The sequence below is a fragment of the Brevundimonas subvibrioides genome (assembly GCF_027271155.1).
In the GTDB taxonomy this organism is placed as follows: Bacteria; Pseudomonadota; Alphaproteobacteria; order Caulobacterales; family Caulobacteraceae; genus Brevundimonas; species Brevundimonas subvibrioides_D.
On the sequence record NZ_CP114542.1, the window covers coordinates 2,001,392 to 2,026,530 of the forward strand.

Here is a 25,139-nt window from a genome sequence, read left to right on the forward strand (position 1 = left end):
AAGCAACGGGCCTGACGGATCGCCTCGTAACTGCCCGAGGTCACAAGACCACGGGCACGCCAGTCAGGCGCATTCAGCCTATGGCTTGCGCAGGACCACGTACATGCCGGTTGCGAAGTAGGGCTCCAGCCCCGGGATCTTCGAGATCAGGGCAAAGGCGTCCATGATCCGCTGTTTAAGCCCGCCCTCAGTCGGATTGACGCGCACGCTTTCAACGACAAGGCCCGATCTAAGGAAGGCGCGGCGAAAGTCTTTTGGCTTCAGTGCGTTGAAACCGCATTCGATAAGGGTCGTGACGTTCTCGCCATTGGCCTTGTTGTAGGCCGCGATCACGCGCTTGCGGCCCGCAATCAGATGCAGCCAGGGCAGGCGCACCCTCGCACGCAGTTCGCCGTGGTCGCCGAATGGGCTGTGATACATCGGGGAGAAGCCGATATAGGCTCTGCCGCCCGGGCGCAGCAGGCGACGGAACGAGTGCAGCACACTATCGATATCGGCAATATGCTCGAAGGTGTTCTGCGAGACGATGACATCGAAACGCGACTCACCGGCCATCTCATTGGTTGGCGTGGAGTCGAATCTGGCGTTGGTCAGCTGGGGGAAGCGCTGGGCCAGCTTCTTTGTGCCCCACTCCACGCGCGGTTCCCAGGTATCGATACCCAGAACGCTTTTGGCACCGGCCAGGGCAATATCGGCGGTCAGGAAGCCGAGGCCGGAGCCGACCTCCATCACATCGAGTCCGGTGAAGTCCGGCTTCACGCCCAGGCGCCGCCACAGATTGCTGGTTTCTGACAGGCCGACTTCGAACGCCTCGTCGACGTCGAAGTTCTGGTGGTCTTGAAGCATGGGCTTTCCCTTTTCGGGAGCCTTGTAGGTCATGATTGCTTGCCAGATCGCTGGCAGACATCGTTTTCATCCGGTTACCCCGGGGCGGGCACCGGTCCTGTCCGTCTGAAGCAGCCCTGAGGTCACGTCCGGTCAACGAACCCCGATGTATTTGTGGGTCTGGACGCTGAGGCGCCATTTCGGATGGCGCAGGCAGTAGTCCAGGGCCGCCGCCGTATTGGCCGCCTGATCGGGTCCGTCCATCGGCTGCAGCCAGAAGCGCTCGAACTCCAGGTCCTCGAACCGGTCCGGCATTGCCAACGGCTGAGGATAGACCAGTTTCAACTCGGCCCCTGAAATCTGCACCACCGGGGCCGCAGCCTTCGGGCTGACGCAGACCCAGTCGATCCCCTCTGGCACCGGCAGGGTGCCGTTTGTCTCGACCGCAATGTCAAAGCCCCTGGCGTGAAGGGCGGCGATCAGGGGGGGGTCCAGCTGTAGCAGGGGTTCGCCCCCGGTACAGACGATCAGCTTCGGGTCGCCCGCCCGGCCGATCCACAGGGAAACGATGTGGTCGGCAAGTCGGCCTGCATCGGCGAACCGGCCGCCGCCATCGCCGTCTGTGCCGACGAAGTCGGTGTCGCAGAAGCTGCAGACGGCCGTGGCCCGGTCCTGTTCGCGCCCGCTCCACAGATTGCAGCCGGCGAAGCGCAGGAAGACCGCCGGGCGCCCCGCCTGGCCGCCCTCCCCCTGCACCGTCAGGAAGGTTTCCTTGACCGCATAGGTCATTGTCCGGCGCCCCATCCGTCCCAGCCCGCCGCCCGGAGCTCGCAGGCCGGGCAGGTGCCGCAACCGTAGCCCCAGGCGTGCCGATGGCTGCGGTCACCCCGGTAGCAGGTGTGACTGTCCTCCACGATCAGCTCGACCAGGGCGGTGCCGCCGATCTCGTCCGCCAGTGCCCAGGTCTGCGCCTTGGTCAGCCACATCAGGGGCGTCTGGACCGGCACGCGCCGGTCAAGCCCCAGCGATAGCGCCCGCTCCATCGCGTCCAGGGTTTCGCGTCGGCAATCGGGATAGCCGGAGAAGTCCGTCTCGCACATGCCGCCGACCAGCACCTCCAGCCCGCGTCGGTCCGCGAGCGCCGCTGCCGCCGTCAGGAAGATCAGGTTTCGCCCCGGCACGAAGGTCGTCGGCAGGCCGCGCGCGCCCACCTCGATCGCCCGGTCGGTCGTCATCGCCGTCTCGCCGATGGCCCCGAAGCCGGTCAGGTCCACGACGTGGTCCGGCCCCAGCCGCGCGGCCAGGTCCGGCAGAACGCCGGGCATTCCCTCGCGCACCTTCAGCCGCGCCGCCATCTCGACCGCATGACGCTGGCCATAGTCGAAACCCACGGTCTCGACCCGCCCGAACCGCTCCAGCGCCCAGGCCAGACAGGTCGCGCTGTCCTGACCGCCGGAGAACAGGACGAGGGCAGACGATGCTTTGGGTAGGGTTTCGGTCATGACGGCCCTGCGGTCGGCCGACTGGCCGCGCGCATCGAACAAAGGGATGGAAATCGGGAAGCTTGGACCCGGCCCTTACACCACCGTGCGCGCGCCCGCAAAAACCTCGCCAATCCAGGCCGGAATGCGGCGGCGCGTCACAGTTAACGATTCCGAAGAGGCTTATCCCCTAATCATCCACCGACAAGACGGAGTGACGGCCAGTATGCCGACGATTGAGGTCCTTACCGAGCGCGCCGAAGCTGTCTCGCCGACAGTCCCGGCGAGCGATATCTTCGCTCGATTCAGGAATGAGCCGGACACGCTCGTGATCCCCGTGGTCGAAAATGACCGGCCCGTCGGGCTGATCGAACGCAATGCTTTCCTGCTGAAGATCGCCAGTCCCTTCGGTCACGCGCTCTACGCCAATCGCCCCGTCTCCATGATCATGGATTCCGAGCCCGCCGTGGTCGAGGCCGGGGTCCGCATCGACGCCTTCTGCGATATCCTGCTGAAGTCCGGCCCAGGTGCCCTGATGCGCGGCTTCATCGTGACGCGGCAGGGGCGTTATCGCGGCGTCGGCACTGCCATATCGCTGATGCGGGCCGTCAACGACCAGCAGCGCACCCACAACCGCGAACTGGAGGAACAGGCCCGCGCCCTGACCGACAGCCAGACCCAGGCGCTGGCCTCCGCCCGCGCCAAGAGCCAGTTCCTGGCCATCATGAGCCACGAGCTGCGCACGCCGATGAACGGCGTTCTCGCGGTCGCCGAGCTGCTGCGCCGCCAGCCCCTGAACGATGCGGCCCACATGCACGTCCAGACCATCGTCGACTCCTCCGAGACCCTCCTGCGTATCTTGCAGGATGCGCTGGACCTGTCGCGCGCGGAGGCTGGCGAGCTTGAACTGGCCCCCGCCCCTACCCCGCTGCGCGCCCTCGTCGACGACGTCGAGCACATGTGGGCCCCGCGTGCGTCCCAGGACGGCGTGCGACTGCTGGTCGGATATGAGGGCGATACCGAACTGACGGCAGACCTCGATGGCGTCCGCGTGAAGCAGGTGTTCAACAATCTGATCAGCAACGCCCTGAAATTCGCCCGGCACGGCGTTGTCGAGGCCCGTCTCAAGGCCTGGGCCCTGGACGGCAAGGTCCATATGGAAGCGCGCATCCGGGACGACGGCCCTGGCCTCGACGCCGACCGCGTGGATGCCATCTTCGAGCCCTTCATCCATGGCTCCGGCCGGCCCGGCGCGGGACTGGGCCTGTCGATCTGCCGCCAGATCATCGACAATATGAACGGCCGGATCTGGGCCGAGAACAACCAGGGTCGGGGTGCCACCTTCGCCTTCGATATCACCGCGCCCCTGTCGGCGGCCGCGGTCGATCATCCTTCGAACGTCTCGGCCCTGTCCGACCTGGAACTGAAATCCAATCCGCACATCCTGATCGTCGACGACAATGCCACCAACCGGGTCGTCGCCCAGGCCCTGTGCGAGATGTTCGGCTGCTCGTCCGAGACGGCTGAGGACGGGATGGAGGCGCTTGAAGCCGTCCAGGCCCGCCCGTTCGATCTGATCCTGATGGACATCAAGATGCCGCGCATGGACGGCGTCCAGGCGACCCAGGCCATCCGCGCCCTGACCGGCCCGGAGCGTAACATTCCGATCGTCGCCCTGACCGCCAACGCCGATCCGGACGATGCGAAACACTATCTGTCGATCGGCATGGCCGCAGTGGTCGAGAAGCCGATCAAGCCGGAGCGCATGCGCATGGCCATGAGTGCCGCCCTGACAGCGGACGCGGCGGACGCGGCGGACGCGGCGGCCGTGCCCGGGACCAGGATTCGCGCGGCCTAGATCTGGGCCGGATGGCCGTCCCCATCCTTCCAAAGCCCATTCAGGCAAAAGCGTGAGGGCCAGCTAGTTCCGGCGACCCTGCGGCGGCTTACGCCGACGGAGAGACCTGATGCTCGTCCGTCGGGAGCAGGAAGGAAGGGTTGGACTCCAAAAAAACCGGGTGCACGGAGTCCAACTCCTGCGATCCGGCCTCGGAATGGTCTTTCAAACCACTGAAATATAAACCGCAGATATCGGGACTCCTGGTAGCCTTGGCCGTTCCGGATTGCACCCGGCCGGGATATCGGACCGGATCAATCATGACCCCGGCACGGACCTGAACGACCAGGCCGAGCCACTCGCGGGGATCAAGCCGACAGTCTGACATGCCCCTGCGTCAGAAGCGGTCGTGGCTTTCGGACCCTTGGGAGCCCTGATCCGGCCCGACCTTCCCGCCCGTCTCCTCGTCCTCGTCCTCATATCCCACCAGCCGCAGCGCCCGCGCCTTGACGCCGTTGATCTCGGCCCAGCGCAGCAGGCCCTCCTCGCGGCCGTGGGTGATCCAGAGCTCCTCAGGTCTGACCTCCTCGAAGGTCTGGATCAGTTCAGGCCAGTCGGCGTGGTCGCTGATCACGAGCGGCAGCTCCACCCCACGCTGCTTCGCCCGCGCCTTGACCAGCATCCAGCCCGAGGCGAACGCCGTCACCGGATCGGCGAAGCGCCGCGCCCAGCGGTCCTGAATGGCCGACGGCGGTGCGACGGCCACCTCCCCGCCCAGGGCTCCCGCCTTCAGCCCTGTCGCCGGCAGGATCGGGCCCAGATCGACGCCCTCGCTCTGGTACAGCCGGTTCAGTCGCTCCAGCGCACCGTGGACATAGATGGGCCGCTCCCAGCCCGCCTCTCGCAGCAGCCGGATCACCCGCTGGGCCTTGCCGAGTGCATAGGCCCCGACCAGATGGGCGCGGTCCGGGAACTGGCCCAGTGACTGGACCAGCCGCCCGACCTCCTCGGCATCCGGCGGATGGGTGAAGACCGGCAGGCCGAAGGTCGCCTCCGAGATGAAGACGTGACACGGCACGGGCTCGAACGGGGCACAGGTCGGGTCGCGACGGCGCTTGTAGTCGCCCGACACCACCATGGTCAGGCCCTGATACGTCACCACCGCCTGGGCCGAGCCCAGCACATGGCCCGCAGGGACCAGCCGGATCTCCACGCCGTTGTGGGAGGCGGCCTCTCCATACGCCACCGGCTGGCGCAGCCGGGTAAAGTCCTCGCCATAGCGCTCGGCCATGATGGCCAGGGTCTGGGCCGTCGCCAGTACCGCGCCGTGCCCGGACCGCGCATGGTCCGAATGCCCGTGGGTCACCACCGCGCGGTCCACGGGCCGGTTCGGATCGACGTAGAAATCGCCGGGTGGGCAGTACAGGCCGGCCGGTGTGGGTCGGAGCAGGTCTTCGGGTCGGATCATGGGGACGATATGGGCATGCTGCGGGGCTTGCGCGCCAGTCCGCGCCCGATAAGGACGGTCGGATGAGCGATCCGTTCCTGACCGACATCCTGCCGCAACTCGCATCGGGCGCGGCCCACACCCATGCGCTGGGGTTCCGGTACGAGGGCGTCGAGGGCGACCGTGTCCGCCTGCGCACCCCCTGGCGCGCCGATCTGGTCGGGGATCCGGAGACGGAGGTCTTCGCCGGCGGTCTGGTCACGGCCATGCTGGATCACGTCGGCGGCCTGGCCATCTGGGTGGCGCTGGGCCGGTTCGCGCCGATCGCGACGCTGGACCTGCGCATCGACTATATGCGCGCCGCCCGGCCGCGCGTGGACCTGCTGTCCGAGGCCCGTTGCTACAAGTTGACGCGCACCATCGGCTTCGTCCGCGCCTGGGCCTTCGAGGACGACCCCGCCGACCCCGTCGCCGCAGCCCAGGCCACCTATGTCATCAACGCCAGCGACGCGGGCGCGACAGGATCAAACCTGAAAGCGAAAGGCGACGCCGCATGACCGCCCTCCTCGACACGATTCCCTACGCCCGCTTTCTGGGTCTTCGGACCGAACGCGACGGCGACATCCTGACGGTCGTGATGCCCTTCGCCGACCACCTGATCGGCAATCCCATGCTGCCGGCCCTGCACGGGGGCTCCACCGCCGCCATGCTGGAACTGACCGCCATCGCCCAGGTCGCCCTGGTCTGGCCGCGCCTTCGCCTGCCCCGCCCCATCACAGTGACCACGGCCTATCTGCGGTCGGGCAAGCCGCGCGACGTCCATGCCCGCGCGCGAATTTCCCGCGCCGGGCGCCGTGTAGCGCACGTCCTGGCCGAGGCCTGGCAGGACGATCCGGCCCAGCCCATCGCCAGCCTGACGGCCCATTTCTCGCTGGACGACAACCGGGACTTGATTTCCTGAAATACTTATGGTTGCATTCTGAGGTGGCATCCGGCCACCGGGGTTTTCCACCATGAGCAGAGAAACCGTCGGCGAGTCCCTGGCGACCCGCCTTTATGCCGCCGAGTTGGCCATCGACCTGGCCCTGACGGAAGCCGCAAACCTGGCGGCCATGCTGCCGGCCGCCCGGGCTCACGCCTATCTATCTGCCGTGACGGGCCAGAAGGCGTTCGACGGCACCGCCGCCACGATCGGGGCCCTCGCCTCCGCGCGATCCCATCTGGTCGACACCCACAACACGCTCGCCGCACTGGCCCGCCGAATGGGCCTTGAGACCCTCGCCGTCGGTCCGATGGACAAGCCCGAAGACCGGCCTCCCGTCGGGGGCGAAGGCGCGGACGACCGGGTGGCCCGGAGGTCGCCGCCATTGGTTAACGAAACGCTACCGCTGGCGTCATAGATGTGTTAACACTTTGTCCATTGTCGTTTCATTGAGGGGCTACACATGGACAGAACTGAAGTCATCTCCAGCGTCGCTGGTGATCTCTACGCTACCGAAAAGGCGGTCGACGCGGCCATCACGGCGTCCACCACCCTCGTGCAATCGATGATCGGTGCCCGCACCCTTCTGAAGGTTTCGCCGGTCGCGGGTTCGGAAGCCCAGGCCAAGGCCATCGAGGCCATCGCGGCCCTGTCCTCGGCCCGCGAAGCGATCGTGGCCTGCCACGCCGAACTGCAACGCGCCCACCGCCGTCAGGGCTATGGCATCTATGCCGCTGGCCCGCTCGACAAGCCCGACGATTGGGAAACGCCGATGGGCGGGACGAAGAAAAACGAGCTGCAACGCGTCGCTTGATAAATGATCTAGCCTGACCGGCGCACATTCCTTTCAGGCTAGACTCAAACCATAGTCGCCCTCGCACCAAATCGTGCGGGGGCGATTTTATGTTGGATACTCTCTATCTGAAGCTCGCTCTGCTCCCGATGATCCTCATCGGTCTTTTCGCATTTTCAAAAGGCGATTTCCCGGAACGTTTTGGCATGGGCGTGTATATGCTCAGCTGGCTGGCCAGTGTTCTCGTCCAAGACGATGGAAATCTGTACGAGAGCTTTCAGTTGAAGATTTTTCTGATAGACCTCGGGGTTGCAGTCTTCTTTGGCTACCTCATGTGGCGCTGGGCCCGGAACTGGATAGTCTGGGCTATGGCGTTGCAGCTGCTGACAGTCATGAGCCACATCGTCTATCTGTTTGATGTCCGACCTCCGGTCGCCGCGTTTTATACGGTGATCAATCTGACCAGTTACGGCATCCTTCTGACCATCGGCATCGGCACCTTCTGGGCCTGGCAGGACCGGCGGGCGGCGGGGCTGGAATAGGTCTTTATTCCTGGCTAGGGTATCGACCTTCCCGTCAGCACGGTCGGCGCGCTTGCCCCTCTCCCATCATCGTCTCTGGTCGGCCCTCGACGGACTGGCGCATCGCCACGGTCTCTCGGCCTCGGCCCTGGCGCGCAGGGCGGGGCTGGATGCCACGGCCCTGAATCCGTCCAAGCGGTTCGGGCCGGGCGTTCCGCTGCGACCGCGCTGGCCCTCGACCGAAAGCCTGAACCGCATTCTGGAGGTCACCGGCACGTCGCTGGCCGAATTCGCCGCCCTGGCCGACGATTCACCCGTGCGGATCGCGACGGCGCCGCTGCTGGGCATGGCCCAGGCCGGCCCGGACGGCTTTTTCGACGACGCCGGCCTGCCGACCGGCGATGGCTGGGACCAGACCGACCTGCCTTCGCCCCGGGAAAGCCTGTTCAGCCTGCGAATTTCCGGCGACTCCATGGTGCCCCTGTATCGTGAGGGAGACCGCGTCCTGGTGGACCGCGACCACACCGACGTGCGCAAGGGCGATCGGGTGGTGGCGCGCACCCGGTCCGGTGAAACCCTGGCCAAGCAGGTCGATGCGATCAGCGCAAAGTCCGTCACCCTGGGCTCGATCAACCCCGCCTATCCACCGCGCGAGATTTCCCGCGCGGACATCGACTGGATGGCCCGGATCCTGTGGGTCAGTCAGTAGGCCGGAAATAAGCCGCCCCGTCCGGAGCGGCTTATTTCCTCAGCCCTGAACCGCGCTCAGGCGGTGAGCGGTCGCGGGGCAGGCCTCAGTAGGGCGAGACATAGTTGGCATTGACCCAGCCGCCACCGGCGATCTGGACCCATTCACCCTGCGAACCGATGGCGGTGAAGGGCTGGCCGGCCGACAGGGTGCCGGCCTGGCGGTAATTGGTGCCCGGACCCGAGCGGATGCGCAGATTGGACGAGGCGCGGTACTGGGCTCCCGACGAACTGGCCTCGCCATTGGCGCGCGCACGCTGCTGGTTGCAGCCGATGTAGGACCCGGCGGCAGCGCCGGCACCGGCACCGGCCAGGGCGCCGAGGCCGCGCTCGTTTCTGGAAATCCGGCTGCCGGCCAGAGCGCCGATAGCACCCCCGATCAGGGCCCCGGCGGTCTGACGGCCGCCGGGAGCATCACAGCTGGTGACGCCGTTGGATTGCTGGGCTGAGGCCGCCATCGGCGCGGCGGTGACCAGGGCCGCCAGGGCGGCCGCGGTGGCCAGGGTCGTCTTCATGATCTTCGACATGACTCTCTCCATTTCATCGAGGTTGGTCGATGGAGTGAGAATGCGCCAGCCGCCCTGAAGGCTCCCCAAGCCTCGCCGTTGTTTTCGGTTCATCTTCCCGAACGGCTAGGCCGCGAGTCTTCCCTCTGCGCCCGCCTCGATCAGCTGGATGGTCTGGGGCAGGCCATAGATGGCCGCGAACGACCCGAAGCGTGGCCCCTGCGACGCCCCCAGCAACACCTCGTACAGCGCCGCGAACCAGCCTCTCAGAGGCTCGAACCCGTGTTCCTTGCCCACGGCATAGACCTCGCCCTGGATCAGTTCGCCATCCGTCGTCCCGGCCGGGAGCGCCCCCAGCCGCGCCGCCAGGTCGAGCAGGGCCGCCTTTTCCCGGTCGTCCGGCAGACGGTAGGACTTCGTCGGCTTCACGAAGTCCTCGTAGTAGTTCAGCGCCCGGTCCATCAGCCCGTCCAGCACCGGCTCGTTCTCTGGCGTCGCGTCCGGCAGGTACCGGGCGAAATAGGCCCACAGCTGCGCCTTGTTCGACGCATTGGCCACGCCGACCAGGTTCAGCAGCAGGGCGAAGGACACCGGCGAGGCGACCTCGGGCGGATGGCCCGCGTGGATCGACCAGACGGCGTTGTCGATCCGCCTGGCGGGTTCCTGCGTCCGATAGGCGTCGATGGCCCCCAGCCAGTCGTCGATCGCGCGCGGAATGACGTTGAAGTGCAGGGACTTGGCCGACTTGGGCGACTGGAACATGTACCAGCTCAAGGATTCGGGCGTGCCGTAGCGCAGCCACTGCTCCATCGTCAGGCCGTTGCCCTTGGACTTGGAGATCTTCTTGCCCTCGACGTCGAGGAAGAGCTCGTAGTTGAACCCCTCCGGCGGCACACCGCCCAGGGCGCGGCACAGCTTCGACGACTCGCGCACGCTCTCGATCAGGTCCTTGCCGCTCATCTCGTAGTCGACGTCCAGCGCCGTCCAGCGCATCGCCCAGTCCGGCTTCCACTGCAGCTTCACATGCCCGCCCGTGACCGGCAGTTCGGTGCGCCCCCCGGCCGGGTCGTCGAACACGATCGTGCCCTTCTCCACATTCCGCTCCAGCGTCGGCACCTGGAGCACATGGCCGGTGATCGGGCTGACCGGCAGGAAGGGCGAATAGGTCTCGCGCCGCTCCGGGCCCAGGGTCGGCAGCATGATCGCCTGGACCGCGTCGAACCGCTCCAGCAGCCGCAGCAGGACCGCGTCGAACCGGCCGGACCGATAGGTCTCGGTCGAGGACATGAACTCGTAGTCGAAGCCAAACCCGTCGAGGAAGGCCCTCAGACGCGCATTGTTGTGCGCGCCGAAGCTGTCGTGCGTCCCGAACGGATCGCGCACCCGCGTCAGCGACAGATGCAGGTCCTCGGCCAGCATCTCCGGGTTGGGCACGCCCTCGGGCACCTTGCGCAACCCGTCCATATCGTCCGAAAAGGCGATCAGCCGCGTGGGCCAGTGATCCCCGGTCAGGGCGCGAAAGGCATTGCGCACCATGGTCGTGCGCGCCACCTCGCCGAACGTGCCCATATGCGGCAGGCCGGACGGGCCGTATCCGGTTTCCAGCACCACGGGTCGCTGCAGCGCCTCGAAGGTCGCCAGCGCCTCGTCCGCCTTGCCGGCGTCGATCAGCAGCTTCGCCGCATCGCGCTCCGCGTCCGACAGCCGCTTCTTCAGCACATGGTCCAGCAGGGCGCGGGCCTGTTCGAACGGCCAGGACTTGGCTTCGCGGGCCAGGGTTTCGAGGTTCTGCAGCATGGGCGGGGGTTTGACCTGTCAGGGCCGACGGGTCAACGCGGGCGTGGGTCGCGCGGTCAGGCCGGCCCGTCTGCGGCACCTCGACGCCGGGAGCGTCCGCCCATGACGGCGCGCGGCTTGACCCCCGCGTCCGCGCATGGCCTTTGCGCCGCCTGATGAAGACCGCCGATTTCGACTTCGACCTGCCCGAGGACCGGATCGCCCTGCGCCCGGCCGAGCCGCGCGATGCCGCCCGCCTGCTGGTGGTCCGGGACGGTGCCCTGGCCGACCACATCATTCGCGACCTGCCGGATTTTCTGCGCCCCGGCGACGCCCTGGTCTTCAACGACACCCGCGTCATCCCCGCCCGGCTGTCCGGGGTTCGCGAACGCCCCAATCCCGTCGTCGGAGGGCCGGAGGGCGAGACCCTGATCGTCACCGTCGAAGCCACCCTGCACCACCGCGATGCGCCCGACACCTGGTCCGCCTTCATGAAACCCGGCAAGCGAATCAGGCCGGACGACCGCATCGTCTTCGACAGCCTGAAGGCCACCGTCGTGGCCAAGTCCGAAGACGGCCTGATCACCCTGCGTTTCGACCTTACCGGCCCGGCGCTGGACGAGGCCATCCGTACGGTCGGCGTCATGCCCCTGCCGCCCTATATCGCCGCCAAACGACCCGAGGACGACCGCGACCGGTCGGATTACCAGACCGTCTTCGCCACCCACGACGGCTCCGTCGCCGCCCCCACCGCCGGCCTGCATTTCACCCCGCACCTGCTGGAGGCGATCCGGGCGAAGGGCGTCAGCACCCATGCCGTCACCCTGCACGTCGGGGCCGGGACCTTCCTGCCGGTGAAGGCCGACGACACCGCCGATCACAGGATGCATTCCGAGTGGGGCACGGTTGCGCCCGAGACCGCCGCCGCCCTGAATGCGGTCCATGCGAACGGCGGCCGCATCGTCTGCGTCGGCACGACGTCGTTGCGCCTGCTGGAATCCGCAACGACGCCGGACGGGGTCATCCAGCCCTTCCACGGCGACACGGCCATCTTCATCACACCGGGCTACGCCTTCCGGGCCGTCGACGTGTTGATGACCAATTTCCATCTGCCGAAATCGACCCTGTTCATGCTGGTCAGCGCCTTCGCAGGGCTCGACACGATGAAGGCCGCCTATGCCCACGCGGTCTCGGACGGATACCGGTTCTATTCCTACGGCGATGGATCCCTGCTGTTCCGTCGCTGACGGCGGACCACCATCCGAGGCCCGTCAAAATCGGACGTAGGCCCGGACCTTACCTCTGCCCCGATCCGCACGACTGCTGTAAGCCGGTGACATGGCCAGAGACGGTGCGATCTATGTCTGTCAGTCCTGCGGGGCGGTCCACGGCAAGTGGGCGGGGCAGTGCAATGCCTGCGGCAACTGGAACACCATCGTCGAGGAGGGCCGCTCGGCTCCGCCCGGCGCGCTTAAGCCAGCCGCCACCGCCAGGGCCCGTGGCCTGCAGTTCGAATCGCTGCTGTCCGAGACCGCAGAGCCGCCGCGCATCATCACCGGGGTGACGGAGTTCGACCGGGTCTGCGGCGGGGGCGTCGTGCCCGGCTCGGCCATCCTGCTCTCGGGCGATCCCGGCGTCGGCAAGTCGACCCTGCTGCTGGACGTGGCCGGTCGCGCTGCCCTGGCCGGGGCGCGCGTGGCCTATATCTCGGGCGAGGAGGCGATCGAGCAGATCCGCGCCCGCGCCCGTCGTATGGGTCTGGCCGAGGCCCCCGTCGCCCTGGCCTCCGCCACGGCGCTGCGGGACATTCTGGGCACGCTGAAGCGCGAGACGTTCGACATCGTCATCGTCGATTCGATCCAGACCCTGTGGTCCGACGCGCACGAGGCCGGACCCGGGTCGGTCACCCAGGTTCGCGCCTGTGCCGGCGAACTGGTTCGCCTGGCCAAGGCGGGCGGCCCGGCGGTGGTTCTGGTCGGCCACGTCACCAAGGACGGCCAGGTCGCCGGTCCGCGTGTCGTGGAGCATATGGTCGATGCGGTCCTGAGCTTCGAGGGCGAGCGGGGCTATCCGTTCCGCATCCTGCGCGCCGGAAAGAATCGCTTTGGCGCGACCGACGAAATCGGCGTGTTCGAGATGGGCGACGCCGGTCTGCGCGAGGTCGCCAATCCGTCCGCCCTGTTCCTCGGTGAGGGCAAGGACCGCGCCCCCGGGGCTGCCGTCTTCGCCGGGATCGAAGGCAGCCGTCCCGTGCTGGTCGAGATCCAGGCCCTGGTGTCGAAATCCGCCTATGGCACGCCACGTCGTTCCGTGATCGGCTGGGAGACGGGTCGCCTCGCCATGATCCTGGCGGTGCTGGAGGCCCGCTGCGGCGTCGGCTTCGGCGATCAGGACGTCTATCTGAACGTCGCGGGCGGCTTGCGCATCAATGAGCCCGCCGCCGACCTTGCCGCCGCCGCCGCCCTGATCTCCTCGGTCACCGACATGCCCCTGCCCCAGGGCTGCATCGTCTTCGGCGAGATCAGCCTGTCGGGCGAGGTCCGGGCCGTCGGCCGGGCCGAGGCGCGTCTGCGCGAGGCGCAGAAGCTGGGCTTCGACCAGGCCCTGTCCCCGCCCCTGACGGTCAAGGGCGGGGGCGTCCAGATCACCGGTGTCAGCCGATTGACCGAAGCGGTCGAACGAATCTCGCAGAACAGGTATTGAGCATGAGGTCTCCTCCCCGTTCGCCCCGCGAACGGGGAGGTGGATCGGCGGCGCAGCCGACGAGACGGAGGGGTTCTTGAAGCGAACAAGGTCTGTGGGGCGTCAGAAGCCCCTCCACCGCTTCGCGGTCCCCCTCCCCGTTCGCAAAGTGGCGAACGGGGAGGAGAAGGCTGAATGACCGGCTTCGACGCCTTCGCCCTCCTGGTCATCCTCGCCTCGGCCGCGGCCGGGTGGGTGCGCGGGGGCACGCGCGAGATCATCACCCTGCTGAGCTTCGTGCTTGCGGCCTTCCTGGCCCTCGTGGCCCTGCCCCTCACTGCCCCGATCGGCCGCGCCCTGATGAACCCTGACTGGGCGGGCTCCATCACGGCGGCCATTGGCTCCTTCCTGCTCGTCTATTTCGGCATCCGCATCTTCGGCTCCATCCTGTCGAAACAGGCGCAGGCGCACCCGACGCTCGGCGGCATCGACCGGCTGATCGGGATCGTCGTCGGCGCGGGCCGCGCCCTGGTGCTGCTGGGGGCCATCCACCTGGTGATCGTCGCCGCCATGCCGGGCGAACGGACCCCGAAATGGCTCAGCGAGGCAACGCTGCGGCCCCTCAGCGCCGGTGCCGCCCGCGCCATACAGCTCATCCTGCCCGGCATCGGCCGGGGGGCCGACGCCATCAGCCCGGTCGTCGATTCATCCGTTCGCCGAGGGTTTTCGGACAATAACGCCTTGCCCCCGACCCAATCGCAGCCTACCTCGCGCCCTGCCGCCCCCGAATGAGTATTCGCCTGTCATCGGAGCCCCGTCGATGCGCAGCCTGAGCCATGTGATCCAGCCTCCGGTCGTCCACCGGGCGCATTTCCGGGACGCCGATGACGATCATCCGCGTCTGGAATGCGGCGTCTGCGGCGTCTGGGGCGCGCCCGCCGACGAGGCCTCCGCCATCGTCGCCCTGGGCCTTCATGCGCTTCAGCATCGGGGTCAGGAGGCCTGCGGCATCGCCTCGGTCAACCAGACCCGCTTTCACACCGAACGCCATATGGGCCATGTGGGCGAGGCCTTCGGCGGCACCGACCTGCCCCAGCGGATGCCGGGGACGGCGGCGGTCGGCCACACCCGCTATTCGACGGCCGGCGGCAGTTTCCTGCGCAACATCCAGCCGATGTTCGCCGATCTGGACCAGGGCGGCATCGCCATTGGCCACAATGGCAACCTGACCAATTTCCATTTCCTGCGGAACCAGTTGGTCGGCGAAGGCTCGATCTTCCAGTCGACCTCGGATTCCGAAGTCATCCTCCACCTGATCGCCCGCAGCCGTAAGGCGAAGATCGTCGATCGCTTCATCGACGCCCTGGCCCGGATCGAGGGCGGCTATGCCCTGGTCGCCCAGACGCGTACCAAGATGATCGGTGCCCGCGATCCGCTGGGCATCCGGCCGCTGGTGCTGGGGCAGCTGGGCGATGCCTGGGTGCTGGCGTCCGAGACCTGCGCCCTGGACACCATGGGCGCGACCTTCGTCCGCGACGTCGAACATGGCGAGGTCATCGTCATCGACCACGAGGGCCTGCGCTCGCTGAAGCCTTTCCCGGCCCGGGCGGCCCGACCCTGCCTGTTCGAATATGTCTATTTCTCGCGGCCCGACAGCGTCGTGAACGGCCGCTCCGTCTATGGCGTGCGCAAGCGTATGGGCGAGGGCCTGGCGCGCGAGTTTCCGATCGACGCCGATGTGGTGGTGCCGGTGCCCGACTCCGGTGTGCCGGCCGCCCTCGGCTATGCCCAGGCCAGCGGCATCCCCTATGAGATGGGCATCATCCGCAGCCACTATCTGGGCCGCACCTTCATCCAGCCCAGCCAGGGTGCCCGCCAGAAGGGCGTGGCCATGAAACACAGCCCCAACCGCGCCGTGATCGAGGGCAAGCGCGTCGTCCTGATTGACGATTCCATCGTGCGCGGCACCACCTCGGTCAAACTGGTCCGCGCCGTGCGTGACGCCGGGGCGAAGGAGGTCCACCTGCGTTCGGCCAGCCCGCCGATCCTGTGGCCCGACTTCTACGGCATCGACATGCCCGAACGGGACCAGCTGATCGCCGCCAACAAGACGATGGAAGAGATGCGCGAGCTGCTGGAGGTCGATTCCCTCGGCTTCCTGTCCGTCGACGGTCTCTATAAGGCCATGGGCGAGACGGGCCGCAACGACGCCGCCCCCCAGTTCACCGACCACTATTTCACCGGCGACTATCCGACCCGGCTGGTGGACCGGGAGATCGAGGAAGGCGGCCGCGACGCCATCGGCCGCCAGCTGTCGCTGCTGGTGACCGCATGACCAACCGCCTCGGCTATTTCACCATCGATACGCCCGATCTGGACAAGGCCCGGGCCTTCTATTCGGCCCTGCTGGGCTGGACCTTCGACGACGCGAACTCCAACCCGACCTATGCCCATGTCCGGGCGACGGGCGCTGTCGGAGAGGTGCCGTTCGGTCTGCGCAAGGGCGAGCGCAAGGACTTCCCGAACCTCTATATCCAGGTCGCCGACGTTCACGCCCTGTGCGCCAGGGTGAATGCGCTGGGCGGCCGCGCCTCCATGCCGGCCGAGAGCGAGACCGGCCTGTCGGCCATCATCTGCGACGATCAGGGCGTCAGCCTCAGCCTGTGGCAGCCGGCGCCCGGTCTGGTCGATTAGCCGCTTGGCGCACGGCGAACCCTCGCGCTATCAGGCCGCATGACCTCCGACGCCCTTCCCCTGGATGACCGTATCGCCCTTGTCGTGGGGGCGTCGCGCGGCATCGGCTATCAGGCCGCCCTGGCCCTGGCCGTCGCCGGCGCGCACGTCGTGGCCACCGCCCGGACCCAGGGCGGGCTGGAGGAACTGGACGACGCCATCTATGCCGCGACCGGCCGTCACGCGACGCTGGTGCCGTTCGATCTGGTGGACGGCGGCGGCATCGATCGGCTGGGCGGGGCGATCTTCGGCCGGTTCGGCAAGCTGGACATCTGGGTCAATGCGGCGGCGACCCTGGGGGCCCAGGGCCTGACCCCCGTCAGCCACATCGACCCGCGCGGCTTCGCCAAGATCGAGAAGACCAACTTCACCGCCACATATCGGCTGATCCGGTCGCTGGAGCCCCTGCTGCGCGGCTCCGACGCCGCCCGGGTCATCCACCTGACGACCAGCCTCGCCCGCGATCCCAAGGCCTTCTGGGGTCTGTATGCCGCCACCAAGGCGGGGGCCGAGGCCATGATGCTGGCCTGGGGCGACGAGATCGAAAGCACGCCGATCCGGGTCAGTGTTCTGGACCCGGGGCGCATGCGTACCCAGATGCGCGCCCAGGCCTTCCCGGGCGAAGACCCCCAGACCCTGCCCCATCCGTCCGAGCTGGGACCCCTGATCGTCGAACTGGCGCGTCCGGACCTGACGCCACCGACGCGCATCAGCTTCAGGGAATGGTCGGCCGACCTGCCGACCGCCGCGCTGATCTAGGCCAGCAGACGCCCGGCCACGGCCTCGCCGATCGCCAGAGAACTGGTCAGGCCCGGACTTTCGATGCCGAACAGGGCCATCAGGCCCGGCAGGCCATGCACCTCGACGCCATCCAGCTGGAAGTCGGGCTGGGGCTCGCCCGGTCCGTGCAGTTTGGGCCGGATACCGGCATAGTCGGGCGTCAGGGCGTCGTCGGGCAGGCCGGGCCAGAAGCGGCGGATATAGGTCGCGAACGCCTCGGCCCTGGCGGGATCGACGGCATAGTCCTCGGTCGTGACGTATTCGAGGTCCGGCCCGAACACGGCCTGCCCGCCCAGGTCCTTGCGATAATGGGTGCCCAGCGCCCCCGCGATCGGCGGCGGATAGATCAGCCGGTCGAACGGCGCCTTGCCCGTCAGACGGAAATAGACCCCCTTGCCGAAATGACCCGCCGGAATGCGATCCGCCGGAAAGCCCTCGATCCGGGCCGCGACGGCCTGCGCCGAAAGGCCGGGCGCGGTGACCAGCAGCCGGGTGGTCAGGCTGGCACCGCCCTCGCCCCCTGCCTTGATCCGGAAACCGCCGCCCGGCAGGGGTTCGGCCCGCTCGAACGGCGTCGAGACGACGACAGACCCCCCTGCGTCCTCGATCTCGCCCTGTAGCGACAGCATATAGTCGTGGCTGGCAAAGATGCCACTCTCGGGCGACAGAATGGCGGCGCGGGCATTGAGGGCCGGCTCCAGCGCCCGGGCCTGTTCGCCGCTCAGATGCTCCAGCCCCTCGACGCCGTTGACCGTCGCCTGTTCGAAGATGCGCTCGATCAGGCCGACCTCGTCGTCCTCGGTGGCCACGACCAGCTTGCCGCATTTGCGATGATCGATCTTGTGGCTGTCCAGCCAGCCATACAGCGCCCGCCGCCCCTCGACGCAGAACCGCGCCTTCAGTGACCCGGTCGGATAGTAGAGGCCACCGTGGATGACCTCGGAGTTCCGCGACGACACGCCCTGGCCGATGTGCGGTTCCTTTTCGAGGACGAGCACGCTCTGTCCCCGCTTCGAAAGCGCCCGGCCGCAGGCGAGGCCCACGGCCCCGGCTCCCACCACGACGGCGTCGAAGTCGAACCCGGTCAAGGTCTGGGCCCGAACCGCCGCGCGGCCTCCGCCTCGAACGATCCGATCAGCATCGACACCGCCCGATCGAAATTGGCCTGCAGGGCCGCGTTCAGCAGCGGGGATTTGAAGGCGAAGTCGATCATGAACTCCAGCCGCGTGCCCCCGGGGTCCGGATGGAACTCCCAGCGGTTCTTCAGGTGCCGGAACGGACCGCGCAAAAGCCCGACCTCGACCAGCGGCGCATTCCGGTCATGCCGCACCCAGGTCGAGAACCGCTCCTTCAGGAACGAGAACCCGACCGAGGCCTCCGCATCCAGAAGATCGACGCCGGGGGCCTCCTGCCGCCGGTTCCAGACCCGCATCGAGGTCACCCATTTCACGAAGCGCGGATAGGCCTCCACGTCCGCGACCAGCCCGGCGAGCTGGGCGGGGGTGTAGGGCAGATGACGGGTGACGCGATGGATGGCCAAGCGGGCGTCAGCGTCCGGTCTGGGCGAGACGCGCCGCCTTCAGCCGGGCGAAGTCGTCGCCGGCGTGGTGCGATGAGCGCGTCAGCGGCGAGGCCGAGACCATCAGGAAGCCCTTGGCCCGGGCGATCGCCTCATAGGCCTTGAACTCTTCCGGCGTGACGAACCGGTCGATGGCGGCATGCTTGCGGGTCGGCTGCAGGTACTGGCCGATGGTGATGAAATCGACGCCGGCCGAGCGCATGTCGTCCATCACCTGCATGACCTCCTCCCGGGTCTCGCCCAGGCCGACCATGATGCCGGACTTGGTGAACTGGTTGGGGTCGCGCTCCTTGACCTGCTGCAGCAGGCGCAGGGAATGGAAATAGCGGGCCCCGGGCCGGATCTTCAGATACAGCCGCGGCACGGTTTCCAGGTTGTGATTGAAGACGTCGGGACGGGCATCGATCATCACCTCGGCCGCGCCGTCCTTGCGCAGGAAGTCGGGCGTCAGGATCTCGATGGTCGTCAGCGGGGCCTGCAGCCGGATCTGGCGAACCACCTCCGCGAAATGGGCCGCGCCGCCGTCCGCGACATCGTCCCGGTCCACCGAGGTGATGACGACATGGTTCAGACCCAGCTGAGCGACCGCCAGCCCGACCTTGGCCGGTTCCTCGGGGTCCAGCGGCTGGGGCAGGCCCGTCCTGACGTTGCAGAAGGCGCAGGCCCGCGTGCAGGTGTCGCCCATGATCATCAGGGTGGCATGCTTCTGGCTCCAGCACTCGCCGATGTTCGGACAGGCAGCCTCCTCGCAGACGGTGACCAGCCCCTTGGAGCGGACGATCTCCTTCGTCGCATTGTATTGACCCGACCCGGGGGCCTTGACCCTCAGCCAGTCGGGCTTCTTCAGCACCGCCGTCTCGGGCCGGTTCTGCTTTTCCGGGTGACGCAGTTCCGCAGGGCTTCGCGTCAGGGTGTCGATGAGGGTGACCATCGAGGCAGGCCGGGCTCCAGGGAGGACAGGCCGGTATGTCGTCTTTCCGTCACCGGAAGGCAAGTCACGGCCTGTATCGGTCTGTGTGGGGGCACCTGCCGCAAGAAGGTGAACCGCCCAAAAACAGACTCGCTCAACGGCCGCTAGGGGTGGGAAGCGGTCAATTTCACCGTTAGCTATATGAAATCCGAACGGTCACGAGGGGCAAACGCCGTGGGGCGATATGATTGGTACCGGAACACAAGTTGGAACGCGGAAACCGAGGCAGCATTTCATGAGAAACTGGCGCGTTCGCGCAGCTCGCGTCCACAATACTTGCTCATTCAAGCCTCCTGTTTGGCTCGCAGTCACCCGGTAGATGCGCTCCGCCTGATCAACGAGTATTTTGAGACTGGCGATAACTTCGATGTGCCTAACGCGTGGTGCGCTCGGGCAGAAGCCAACATTGCGCTTGGCAGGATTGGTGAAGCAGTAGCGGCGTTCAAAGAGGCCTTGCGCTGGGAGGCCGAACACCCCGGTCACATTTCAACGGCTAGGATATGTCTTCCGATGATGGTCGCTGAGTACCGTCTAGCTAACGAATACGACTACGCGGTCGAGATCTTGTCCTCGCGTTTTCAGCCGAACGATCATCAGTTCCCGGCAACGCGTTACTGGTGGAACGGGAGCTACGCGCTGATTGCAAGTGAGCGGAGGGAAGTGGCTGACGCCCGCGAATTCGCTGAGCGCGCCCTCCGCGCAGCGGCGCAAACAGAGAGTCCGTTCCGGTATCACCGAGGCGTAGGTTTGGTCAGTGACACGTCTGATGATTTTGGAAGACGGCTGAAACGTCTATGCCGACCATCGGCGTTTCGCTCTTTGTTTCGGCTCCTCCCCGGTGCGTAAGCGAGCATCCGCAATGGGATCGCGAGCCGACTCGGCGAGTGAGTCCGCTAGGGATCGAATACGGAAGTTGGCCCGGGCCTTGGGATCGGCGTCCGGCAAACACTACGGCTGACACCTCGCCCAACCCCAAACCCTCACGCCATGTAACGCATCTTTTCATCGGTGCCGGGCTTAACTAGTTTGCGCGCTTGACAGCGAGGGGCGGTGACAAGGCCCCCGGAGGAGACGCGTATTGTTTAGGCCCGGCCTCGACCCATCGGCAGGCGAAGAATCCCTCTTCGACGCCCTGATCGCCGCGCGCGCCCGCTATGGCGACAAGGAAATCCTGGAGGATCAGGACCGGAAACCCCTGACCTATACCGGCCTGATCCGCGCCGCCTTCGTCCTGGGGCGCAAGATCGCGGCGATGACCAGGCCCGCCGAGCGGGTCGGCATCCTGTTGCCATCGTCGATGGGCGTGGTCGTGACCTTCTTCGGACTGCATGCGTTCGGGCGCGTGCCGGTGATGCTGAACTTCACCTCCGGCGAGCGGAATCTGAAGGCGGCGATCCAGGCGGGCGGGGTCAGGAAGATCCTGTGCGCCCGTCGCTTCGTCGAGCAGGCGAAACTCGAGGACCTGATCGCCCAGCTGGAGACGGTCGCCGAGATCGTCTGGCTGGACGATGTGCGGGCCACCATCGGCCTTCAGGACAAGCTGTTCGGCCTGATGGCGGGCCTGATGCCCAGCCGGTTCCGCGTCGCCACCCGGCCGGACGATCCCGGCGTGGTGCTGTTCACCTCCGGCAGCTTCGGCGCGCCGAAGGGCGTCCTGTTGAGCCAGAAGAACCTCGTCGCCAATGCGCGTCAGGTTCAAACCCACATTCCGCTCGATCCGGACTGGGTGATGTTCAACCCCCTGCCGACCTTCCACTGTTTCGGACTGACCGGCGGGGTGATCCTGCCGCTGCTGCAGGGATTGAAGACCTTCCAGTACCCCTCCCCCCTGCACGGCAAGCAGATCGTGGCCTTGCTGGCCGAGGTGAATGCGTCGCTTCTGTTCGCCACCGACACCTTCCTGAACCAGTGGGCCCGCGTCGCCTCGCCCGACGATTTCCGCACCCTGCAGTTCGTCGTCGCCGGGGCCGAGCGGGTGCGTGACGAGACCCACCACCTGTTCAACACAAGGTTCGGCGGCGTGAAGCTGCTGGAAGGCTATGGCGCGACCGAGGCCGCGCCCGTGGTCGCCGTGAACCACCCGGGCCGCAACCGCCCCGGCACCGTCGGACAGTTGCTGCCCGGCATGGAGGCCCGTATCGAGCCCGTCGAGGGCATCGCCGAGGGCGGCCGCCTGTTCCTGCGGGGGCCCAATGTCATGGCCGGCTATATGTCGCCGGATGATCCAACGCGGATCGAGCCCCTTGAAGGCGGCTGGCACGACACCGGTGACATCGTGGATATCGATCCGGAGGGCTATATCGCCATCCTCGGTCGCGTGAAGCGGTTCGCCAAGATCGGCGGCGAGATGGTCTCGTTGAGCGCGGTGGAAGGCCTGGTCAGCGCCGTCTGGCCAGAGGCGCGCCATGCGGTCATCTCCGTCGCCGACAGCCGGAAGGGCGAGAAGCTGGTGCTGGTGACCGAACGCAAGGACGCGGACGTCAAGCAGATCGCCGACTGGGCGCGGGAACATGGCGCACCGGAGCTGGCGGTGCCCAAGAAGATCGTGAAGGTGGGCGAGCTGCCGGTGCTGGGCACGGGCAAGACGGACTATGTTTCCATCCAGTCGCTGGTCGACCTGGCCGAGGCGGCCTGACCGATCCTGACGCCCGTCATCGAGATCGATCCGCCGTCGATCACGTCATTGAAGAAGGTCACCGCGTCGACGGGTTCGGCCTGGGCGGCGACGTAGAGCAGCGGCAGATAGTGTTCGTCGGTCGGGACGCTCAGCTGGGCGTCTTCGGCCAGGCCGACCCAGTCGATCAGGGCGTCATGATCGCCCCTCTCCAACGCCGATTTGACCGCCGCGTTGAAGCGGGTGGCCCACGGGTAGGCCTCGCCACCATCCCGCTTCCAGGTCCGCAGATTGTGCACGAAGTCGCCGCTGCCGGCGATGACGATGCCCTCGCCGCGCAGGGGCCGCAGGCGTTTGGCCAGCTCATAGTGACCGCGCGCGTCCAGCTCGCGGTTCAGCGACAGCTGCACGACCGGTACGTCTGCGTCCGGCCAGACATGCGCCAGCACCGACCAGGTTCCGTGATCCAGCCCCCAGGCCTCGACGGCCTGGGCACCGGTCAGCTCAGCGACCCGCGTCGCCAGCGTCGGAGACCCCGGAGCCGGATACTGCATCGCATGCAATTCCGGCCCGAAGTTCCCGAAATCGTGGATGGTTTCAGGGTTCGCCTGGGCCGTAACGCCGAGGCCGCGGGTCTCCCAATGGGCCGAGACCATGACCATGCCGGCGGGTTTTCCGAGCTCACGCCCGATGGCGCGCCAGGCCTCCGCGTGCGGACCGCCCAGGGCGTTCATCGGTGAGCCGTGCCCGAAGAAGACCGCCGGCTGGCGCATGGATCAGGCCTTCAGCTTCTTCGCCAATCCGGCGATGTAGGCGCCCTGGTGGCGTGCACCGGCCAGTTCGTTGGCGCTGGGCTGACGCGATCCATCGCCGCCCGTGATCGTCGTCGCACCATAGGGCGAACCGCCCGAGATCTCGTCCAGGGTCATCTGACCGGCGAAGGCATAGGGCAGACCGGCCACGACCATGCCGTGGTGCATCAGGGTCTGGATCAGGCCGATCAGCGTCGTCTCATTGCCGCCATGCTGGGTCGCCGAGGAGGTGAATGCCCCGCCGACCTTGCCGACCAGCTTGCCCTGGAACCACACGCCGCCGGTCTGGTCCCAGAAGTTCCGCATCTGGGCCGCCGCCGTACCGAACCGCGTCCCCGCGCCCACGATGATGGCGTCGTAGTTTTCCAGCTCATTGACGTTGGCCAGGGGTGCCTTCTGGTCGAGCTTGTAGTGCGACTGGATCGCCAGTTCCTCGGGCACGGTTTCCTGGACGCGGCGGATATCGACGGCCACGCCCTCGACGGACGCTGCGCCTTCCGCGACCGCCTCGGCCATCTGCTCGATATGGCCATAGGTCGAATGATAGAGAACCAGCACCTTGGTCATGGATCGCTCCTGTAAAGGGTTTCGCGCTTCTGCAACAACTGCAGTAGCGGATGTAGCGCGCGCCTCATCCGGTGCAAGCCCTCTCAGTGCGAATTCGATCCGCCGATCGGACAGACGGAGGCGTAATGGCCTGCATCGGCGGGCACCCGAAGGCCGCGCGCCGCCCTGAACCGATGCTCGACCGCCATCGCCTGCTGTTCGATGTTCAGCGCCTCCCACTCGCAGGGCGCGGCCGGATAGCCATAGGCCGAGGGGCCGTCGCCGGCCCTGAGCTTGCCCGTCAGCAGGTTCACGCCCGACTGGCCCTGCCAGACGTGGACCATCTCGTGGATCAGCACAGCCTGAAGCGCGACCGGCGCGACCGCAAAATCTCCCGGCAGCGACCGCCCCGGCCACAGCACCCAATCCCGCCCGAACCAGCGGCCCGGCACGAAGGCGCGATCGAACGGCCAAGGGGTACCCAGAAGCCGCACGGCCTCCAGGGCCACCGCGTCGCCGAACTCGCCCTTTATCAATCGCCGCTCGCCGTCGGTCAGAGCCCTCACGGCGTGCCGGTGGACGTCGACGGTCCCACCCACTCCCAGTGCCAGGGTTCGAAGATGTAGGGCACGAAGCCGAACCGTCCGGCATTGCGCACCAGCCAGCGGTAGGTCGGCTGCCGGGTCATGTGCAGGCGGCTGGCCGGTTGGGTGGAGTCGACACCCATGCCCAGCAGCTCGCCGACATAGAGATCGACGGCCGTACCGGTCCGGTGCGGCGAGCAGACGGCGCGCCGGACGCCGTCACAGTTGCGTTCGGCCGCGCACCGCGCCGCGTCCGCTTCCGGATCGCGGTAGCCCGAAAAGATCTGCAGCAGTTCGGGGTCGTTCCTGACCTCCGGCACCTCGGCGCGGGCGGCGGCGACCATGCGACGGTAAGCGTCCAGCACGTCGCGGCGCAGCAAGCGGGTCAGGCGGTCGGCGTGTTCCTCGGACTCAACCAGATAGCCCAGGTCCCGGAGCGGCGGCGGATCGGGGCATTCGTCGCGGACGCGGGCCATCACGAAGGGCCGACGTTCCTGCAGCACGCCCTTGAGGGTCTGGAAGGTCGGCTGGTCGAAGACCCCCGTGGCGGTCAGGGCATAGCGTGTCTGGAAGCCCGCCAAGGCGGCCGCAAAGGCGGGCGTGCCGGCGTCGCAGTCGGTGCCCAATTCCTTCTGCAGAAGCGGCAGATAGGTCACCCAGCCCCACTCGGTCGTGCCAAACGGAGACCACTCCAGCGAATATTCCGAGATGGCGTTGGCAAAGGCCTGATCGGCCCACTGCTCGCGTCCGGCCTGGCAACGGTCGTCCGTGTGCGCCATCGCAGGACCGGTGCCGGCCATCATCAGGCCGAAAAGGATCGCGAGGATCGGGAGGAGCAGGCCACGATGCATGGCGGTCAGGAAGCCTCACTGCGGCGATACAGGCAAGGCCCCTCTCCTGTCGCGATCAGTTCTGGCATGGTCG

General features: G+C 67.1%; 27 protein-coding genes. 14 read left to right on the forward strand and 13 right to left on the reverse strand.

The genetic code is table 11. The features are described 5' to 3' along the window. Positions 1-78: 78 nt before the first annotated feature. The 3 genes from O3139_RS10130 to queC form a co-directional block, all read right to left on the reverse strand. Complete coding sequence (locus O3139_RS10130) at positions 79-879, reverse strand: class I SAM-dependent methyltransferase (RefSeq protein ID WP_269513962.1); 801 nt, start codon at positions 877-879, stop codon at positions 79-81. 99 nt (positions 880-978) lie between these two features. Next, positions 979-1,614, reverse strand: coding sequence for a 7-carboxy-7-deazaguanine synthase (queE, locus tag O3139_RS10135; RefSeq protein WP_269513963.1), 636 nt, complete (start codon positions 1,612-1,614; stop codon positions 979-981). Beyond that, on the reverse strand, positions 1,611-2,327 hold the full coding sequence (gene queC, locus O3139_RS10140; protein ID WP_269513964.1) for a 7-cyano-7-deazaguanine synthase QueC: 717 nt from the start codon (positions 2,325-2,327) through the stop codon (positions 1,611-1,613). The genes queE and queC overlap by 4 nt, the downstream gene beginning before the upstream one ends. A 307-nt stretch (positions 2,328-2,634) precedes the next feature. Here queC and O3139_RS10145 point away from each other — a divergent pair, with 307 nt between their 5' ends. Further along, a complete protein-coding gene (locus tag O3139_RS10145) occupies positions 2,635-4,164 on the forward strand; it encodes a response regulator (protein WP_332108837.1) in 1,530 nt (509 codons plus the stop codon). A gap of 376 nt (positions 4,165-4,540) precedes the next feature. Here O3139_RS10145 and O3139_RS10150 read toward each other — a convergent pair whose 3' ends face one another. Then, positions 4,541-5,611, reverse strand: a complete 1,071-nt coding sequence (locus O3139_RS10150) for a ligase-associated DNA damage response exonuclease (RefSeq protein WP_269513966.1) — start codon at positions 5,609-5,611, stop codon at positions 4,541-4,543. Between the two features lie 62 nt (positions 5,612-5,673). Here O3139_RS10150 and O3139_RS10155 point away from each other — a divergent pair, with 62 nt between their 5' ends. From O3139_RS10155 to O3139_RS10180, 6 genes are all read left to right on the forward strand, one after another. After that, the gene (locus O3139_RS10155) at positions 5,674-6,147 is read left to right on the forward strand and encodes a PaaI family thioesterase (RefSeq protein WP_269513967.1); all 474 of its coding nucleotides are present in this window, start codon (positions 5,674-5,676) and stop codon (positions 6,145-6,147) included. Beyond that, positions 6,144-6,551 (forward strand): PaaI family thioesterase, encoded by a 408-nt coding sequence (locus O3139_RS10160; RefSeq protein ID WP_269513968.1) that lies wholly within the window; start codon positions 6,144-6,146, stop codon positions 6,549-6,551. The genes O3139_RS10155 and O3139_RS10160 overlap by 4 nt, the downstream gene beginning before the upstream one ends. A gap of 52 nt (positions 6,552-6,603) precedes the next feature. Then, positions 6,604-6,990 (forward strand): hypothetical protein, encoded by a 387-nt coding sequence (locus O3139_RS10165; RefSeq protein WP_269513969.1) that lies wholly within the window; start codon positions 6,604-6,606, stop codon positions 6,988-6,990. A gap of 45 nt (positions 6,991-7,035) precedes the next feature. Further along, on the forward strand, positions 7,036-7,386 hold the full coding sequence (locus O3139_RS10170; protein ID WP_269513970.1) for a hypothetical protein: 351 nt from the start codon (positions 7,036-7,038) through the stop codon (positions 7,384-7,386). An 89-nt stretch (positions 7,387-7,475) separates the two neighbouring features. Beyond that, the gene (locus tag O3139_RS10175; RefSeq protein ID WP_269513971.1) at positions 7,476-7,907 is read left to right on the forward strand and encodes a hypothetical protein; all 432 of its coding nucleotides are present in this window, start codon (positions 7,476-7,478) and stop codon (positions 7,905-7,907) included. Positions 7,908-7,959: 52 nt separating this feature from the next. Further along, positions 7,960-8,595 (forward strand): S24 family peptidase, encoded by a 636-nt coding sequence (locus O3139_RS10180; protein ID WP_269513972.1) that lies wholly within the window; start codon positions 7,960-7,962, stop codon positions 8,593-8,595. Between the two features lie 85 nt (positions 8,596-8,680). Here O3139_RS10180 and O3139_RS10185 read toward each other — a convergent pair whose 3' ends face one another. Next, positions 8,681-9,160, reverse strand: coding sequence for an SH3 domain-containing protein (locus O3139_RS10185; protein WP_269513973.1), 480 nt, complete (start codon positions 9,158-9,160; stop codon positions 8,681-8,683). A gap of 105 nt (positions 9,161-9,265) precedes the next feature. Beyond that, a complete protein-coding gene (locus O3139_RS10190; RefSeq protein WP_269513974.1) occupies positions 9,266-10,936 on the reverse strand; it encodes a lysine--tRNA ligase in 1,671 nt (556 codons plus the stop codon). Between the two features lie 155 nt (positions 10,937-11,091). Between O3139_RS10190 and queA the strand changes: the two genes are divergently transcribed. From queA to O3139_RS10220, 6 genes are all read left to right on the forward strand, one after another. Next, positions 11,092-12,162, forward strand: a complete 1,071-nt coding sequence (queA, locus tag O3139_RS10195) for a tRNA preQ1(34) S-adenosylmethionine ribosyltransferase-isomerase QueA (protein ID WP_269513975.1) — start codon at positions 11,092-11,094, stop codon at positions 12,160-12,162. A 91-nt stretch (positions 12,163-12,253) separates the two neighbouring features. Further along, entirely contained in the window at positions 12,254-13,618 is a 1,365-nt protein-coding gene (gene radA / locus O3139_RS10200) for a DNA repair protein RadA (protein ID WP_269513976.1), read from the forward strand. A gap of 174 nt (positions 13,619-13,792) precedes the next feature. Further along, entirely contained in the window at positions 13,793-14,389 is a 597-nt protein-coding gene (locus O3139_RS10205; RefSeq protein WP_269513977.1) for a CvpA family protein, read from the forward strand. A gap of 28 nt (positions 14,390-14,417) precedes the next feature. Further along, positions 14,418-15,932, forward strand: coding sequence for an amidophosphoribosyltransferase (gene purF, locus O3139_RS10210; protein WP_269513978.1), 1,515 nt, complete (start codon positions 14,418-14,420; stop codon positions 15,930-15,932). Beyond that, positions 15,929-16,291 (forward strand): VOC family protein, encoded by a 363-nt coding sequence (locus O3139_RS10215; RefSeq protein ID WP_269513979.1) that lies wholly within the window; start codon positions 15,929-15,931, stop codon positions 16,289-16,291. The genes purF and O3139_RS10215 overlap by 4 nt, the downstream gene beginning before the upstream one ends. Positions 16,292-16,330: 39 nt before the next feature. Next, complete coding sequence (locus tag O3139_RS10220) at positions 16,331-17,089, forward strand: SDR family NAD(P)-dependent oxidoreductase (protein WP_209320924.1); 759 nt, start codon at positions 16,331-16,333, stop codon at positions 17,087-17,089. Here the strand turns inward: O3139_RS10220 and O3139_RS10225 are convergent. Genes O3139_RS10225 through lipA form a run of 3 tightly spaced genes read right to left on the reverse strand, consistent with a single transcriptional unit; the run spans position 17,086 to position 19,620 of the window. Continuing rightward, positions 17,086-18,198, reverse strand: a complete 1,113-nt coding sequence (locus O3139_RS10225) for an NAD(P)/FAD-dependent oxidoreductase (protein ID WP_269513980.1) — start codon at positions 18,196-18,198, stop codon at positions 17,086-17,088. The two genes, O3139_RS10220 and O3139_RS10225, sit on opposite strands and share 4 nt — an antisense overlap. After that, positions 18,195-18,650 carry a type II toxin-antitoxin system RatA family toxin gene (locus O3139_RS10230; RefSeq protein ID WP_269513981.1) on the reverse strand — a complete coding sequence of 152 codons (456 nt, stop codon included), beginning with the start codon at positions 18,648-18,650 and terminating at the stop codon, positions 18,195-18,197. The genes O3139_RS10225 and O3139_RS10230 overlap by 4 nt, the downstream gene beginning before the upstream one ends. A gap of 7 nt (positions 18,651-18,657) precedes the next feature. Next, complete coding sequence (lipA, locus tag O3139_RS10235) at positions 18,658-19,620, reverse strand: lipoyl synthase (RefSeq protein WP_269513982.1); 963 nt, start codon at positions 19,618-19,620, stop codon at positions 18,658-18,660. 1,117 nt (positions 19,621-20,737) lie between these two features. Between lipA and O3139_RS10240 the strand changes: the two genes are divergently transcribed. Further along, on the forward strand, positions 20,738-22,294 hold the full coding sequence (locus O3139_RS10240; protein WP_269513983.1) for an AMP-binding protein: 1,557 nt from the start codon (positions 20,738-20,740) through the stop codon (positions 22,292-22,294). On the opposite strand, the gene ygiD is transcribed toward O3139_RS10240, so the two are convergent. The 4 genes from ygiD to O3139_RS10260 form a co-directional block, all read right to left on the reverse strand. After that, complete coding sequence (gene ygiD, locus O3139_RS10245; RefSeq protein ID WP_269513984.1) at positions 22,249-23,046, reverse strand: 4,5-DOPA dioxygenase extradiol; 798 nt, start codon at positions 23,044-23,046, stop codon at positions 22,249-22,251. The two genes, O3139_RS10240 and ygiD, sit on opposite strands and share 46 nt — an antisense overlap. Positions 23,047-23,049: 3 nt before the next feature. Continuing rightward, on the reverse strand, positions 23,050-23,652 hold the full coding sequence (gene wrbA, locus O3139_RS10250; RefSeq protein ID WP_269513985.1) for an NAD(P)H:quinone oxidoreductase: 603 nt from the start codon (positions 23,650-23,652) through the stop codon (positions 23,050-23,052). Positions 23,653-23,735: 83 nt separating this feature from the next. Next, positions 23,736-24,197: a hypothetical protein gene (locus O3139_RS10255; protein ID WP_269513986.1), complete on the reverse strand. Its 462-nt coding sequence runs from the start codon at positions 24,195-24,197 to the stop codon at positions 23,736-23,738. Beyond that, positions 24,194-25,066 (reverse strand): D-alanyl-D-alanine carboxypeptidase family protein, encoded by an 873-nt coding sequence (locus tag O3139_RS10260; protein ID WP_269513987.1) that lies wholly within the window; start codon positions 25,064-25,066, stop codon positions 24,194-24,196. Before O3139_RS10260 ends, O3139_RS10255 begins: the two co-directional genes overlap by 4 nt. Positions 25,067-25,139 lie beyond the last annotated feature (73 nt).

Coding starts and splice junctions, on each gene's coding strand:
- O3139_RS10130 (WP_269513962.1), bottom strand. CDS start 879: ATGACCTACAAGGCTCCCGAAAAGGGAAAGCCCATGCTTCAAGACCAC.
- queE (WP_269513963.1), bottom strand. CDS start 1,614: ATGACCTATGCGGTCAAGGAAACCTTCCTGACGGTGCAGGGGGAGGGC.
- queC (WP_269513964.1), bottom strand. CDS start 2,327: ATGACCGAAACCCTACCCAAAGCATCGTCTGCCCTCGTCCTGTTCTCC.
- O3139_RS10150 (WP_269513966.1), bottom strand. CDS start 5,611: ATGATCCGACCCGAAGACCTGCTCCGACCCACACCGGCCGGCCTGTAC.
- O3139_RS10155 (WP_269513967.1), top strand. CDS start 5,674: ATGAGCGATCCGTTCCTGACCGACATCCTGCCGCAACTCGCATCGGGC.
- O3139_RS10160 (WP_269513968.1), top strand. CDS start 6,144: ATGACCGCCCTCCTCGACACGATTCCCTACGCCCGCTTTCTGGGTCTT.
- O3139_RS10165 (WP_269513969.1), top strand. CDS start 6,604: ATGAGCAGAGAAACCGTCGGCGAGTCCCTGGCGACCCGCCTTTATGCC.
- O3139_RS10170 (WP_269513970.1), top strand. CDS start 7,036: ATGGACAGAACTGAAGTCATCTCCAGCGTCGCTGGTGATCTCTACGCT.
- O3139_RS10175 (WP_269513971.1), top strand. CDS start 7,476: ATGTTGGATACTCTCTATCTGAAGCTCGCTCTGCTCCCGATGATCCTC.
- O3139_RS10185 (WP_269513973.1), bottom strand. CDS start 9,160: ATGTCGAAGATCATGAAGACGACCCTGGCCACCGCGGCCGCCCTGGCG.
- O3139_RS10190 (WP_269513974.1), bottom strand. CDS start 10,936: ATGCTGCAGAACCTCGAAACCCTGGCCCGCGAAGCCAAGTCCTGGCCG.
- queA (WP_269513975.1), top strand. CDS start 11,092: ATGAAGACCGCCGATTTCGACTTCGACCTGCCCGAGGACCGGATCGCC.
- radA (WP_269513976.1), top strand. CDS start 12,254: ATGGCCAGAGACGGTGCGATCTATGTCTGTCAGTCCTGCGGGGCGGTC.
- O3139_RS10205 (WP_269513977.1), top strand. CDS start 13,793: ATGACCGGCTTCGACGCCTTCGCCCTCCTGGTCATCCTCGCCTCGGCC.
- purF (WP_269513978.1), top strand. CDS start 14,418: ATGCGCAGCCTGAGCCATGTGATCCAGCCTCCGGTCGTCCACCGGGCG.
- O3139_RS10215 (WP_269513979.1), top strand. CDS start 15,929: ATGACCAACCGCCTCGGCTATTTCACCATCGATACGCCCGATCTGGAC.
- O3139_RS10220 (WP_209320924.1), top strand. CDS start 16,331: ATGACCTCCGACGCCCTTCCCCTGGATGACCGTATCGCCCTTGTCGTG.
- lipA (WP_269513982.1), bottom strand. CDS start 19,620: ATGGTCACCCTCATCGACACCCTGACGCGAAGCCCTGCGGAACTGCGT.
- ygiD (WP_269513984.1), bottom strand. CDS start 23,046: ATGCGCCAGCCGGCGGTCTTCTTCGGGCACGGCTCACCGATGAACGCC.
- wrbA (WP_269513985.1), bottom strand. CDS start 23,652: ATGACCAAGGTGCTGGTTCTCTATCATTCGACCTATGGCCATATCGAG.
- O3139_RS10260 (WP_269513987.1), bottom strand. CDS start 25,066: ATGCATCGTGGCCTGCTCCTCCCGATCCTCGCGATCCTTTTCGGCCTG.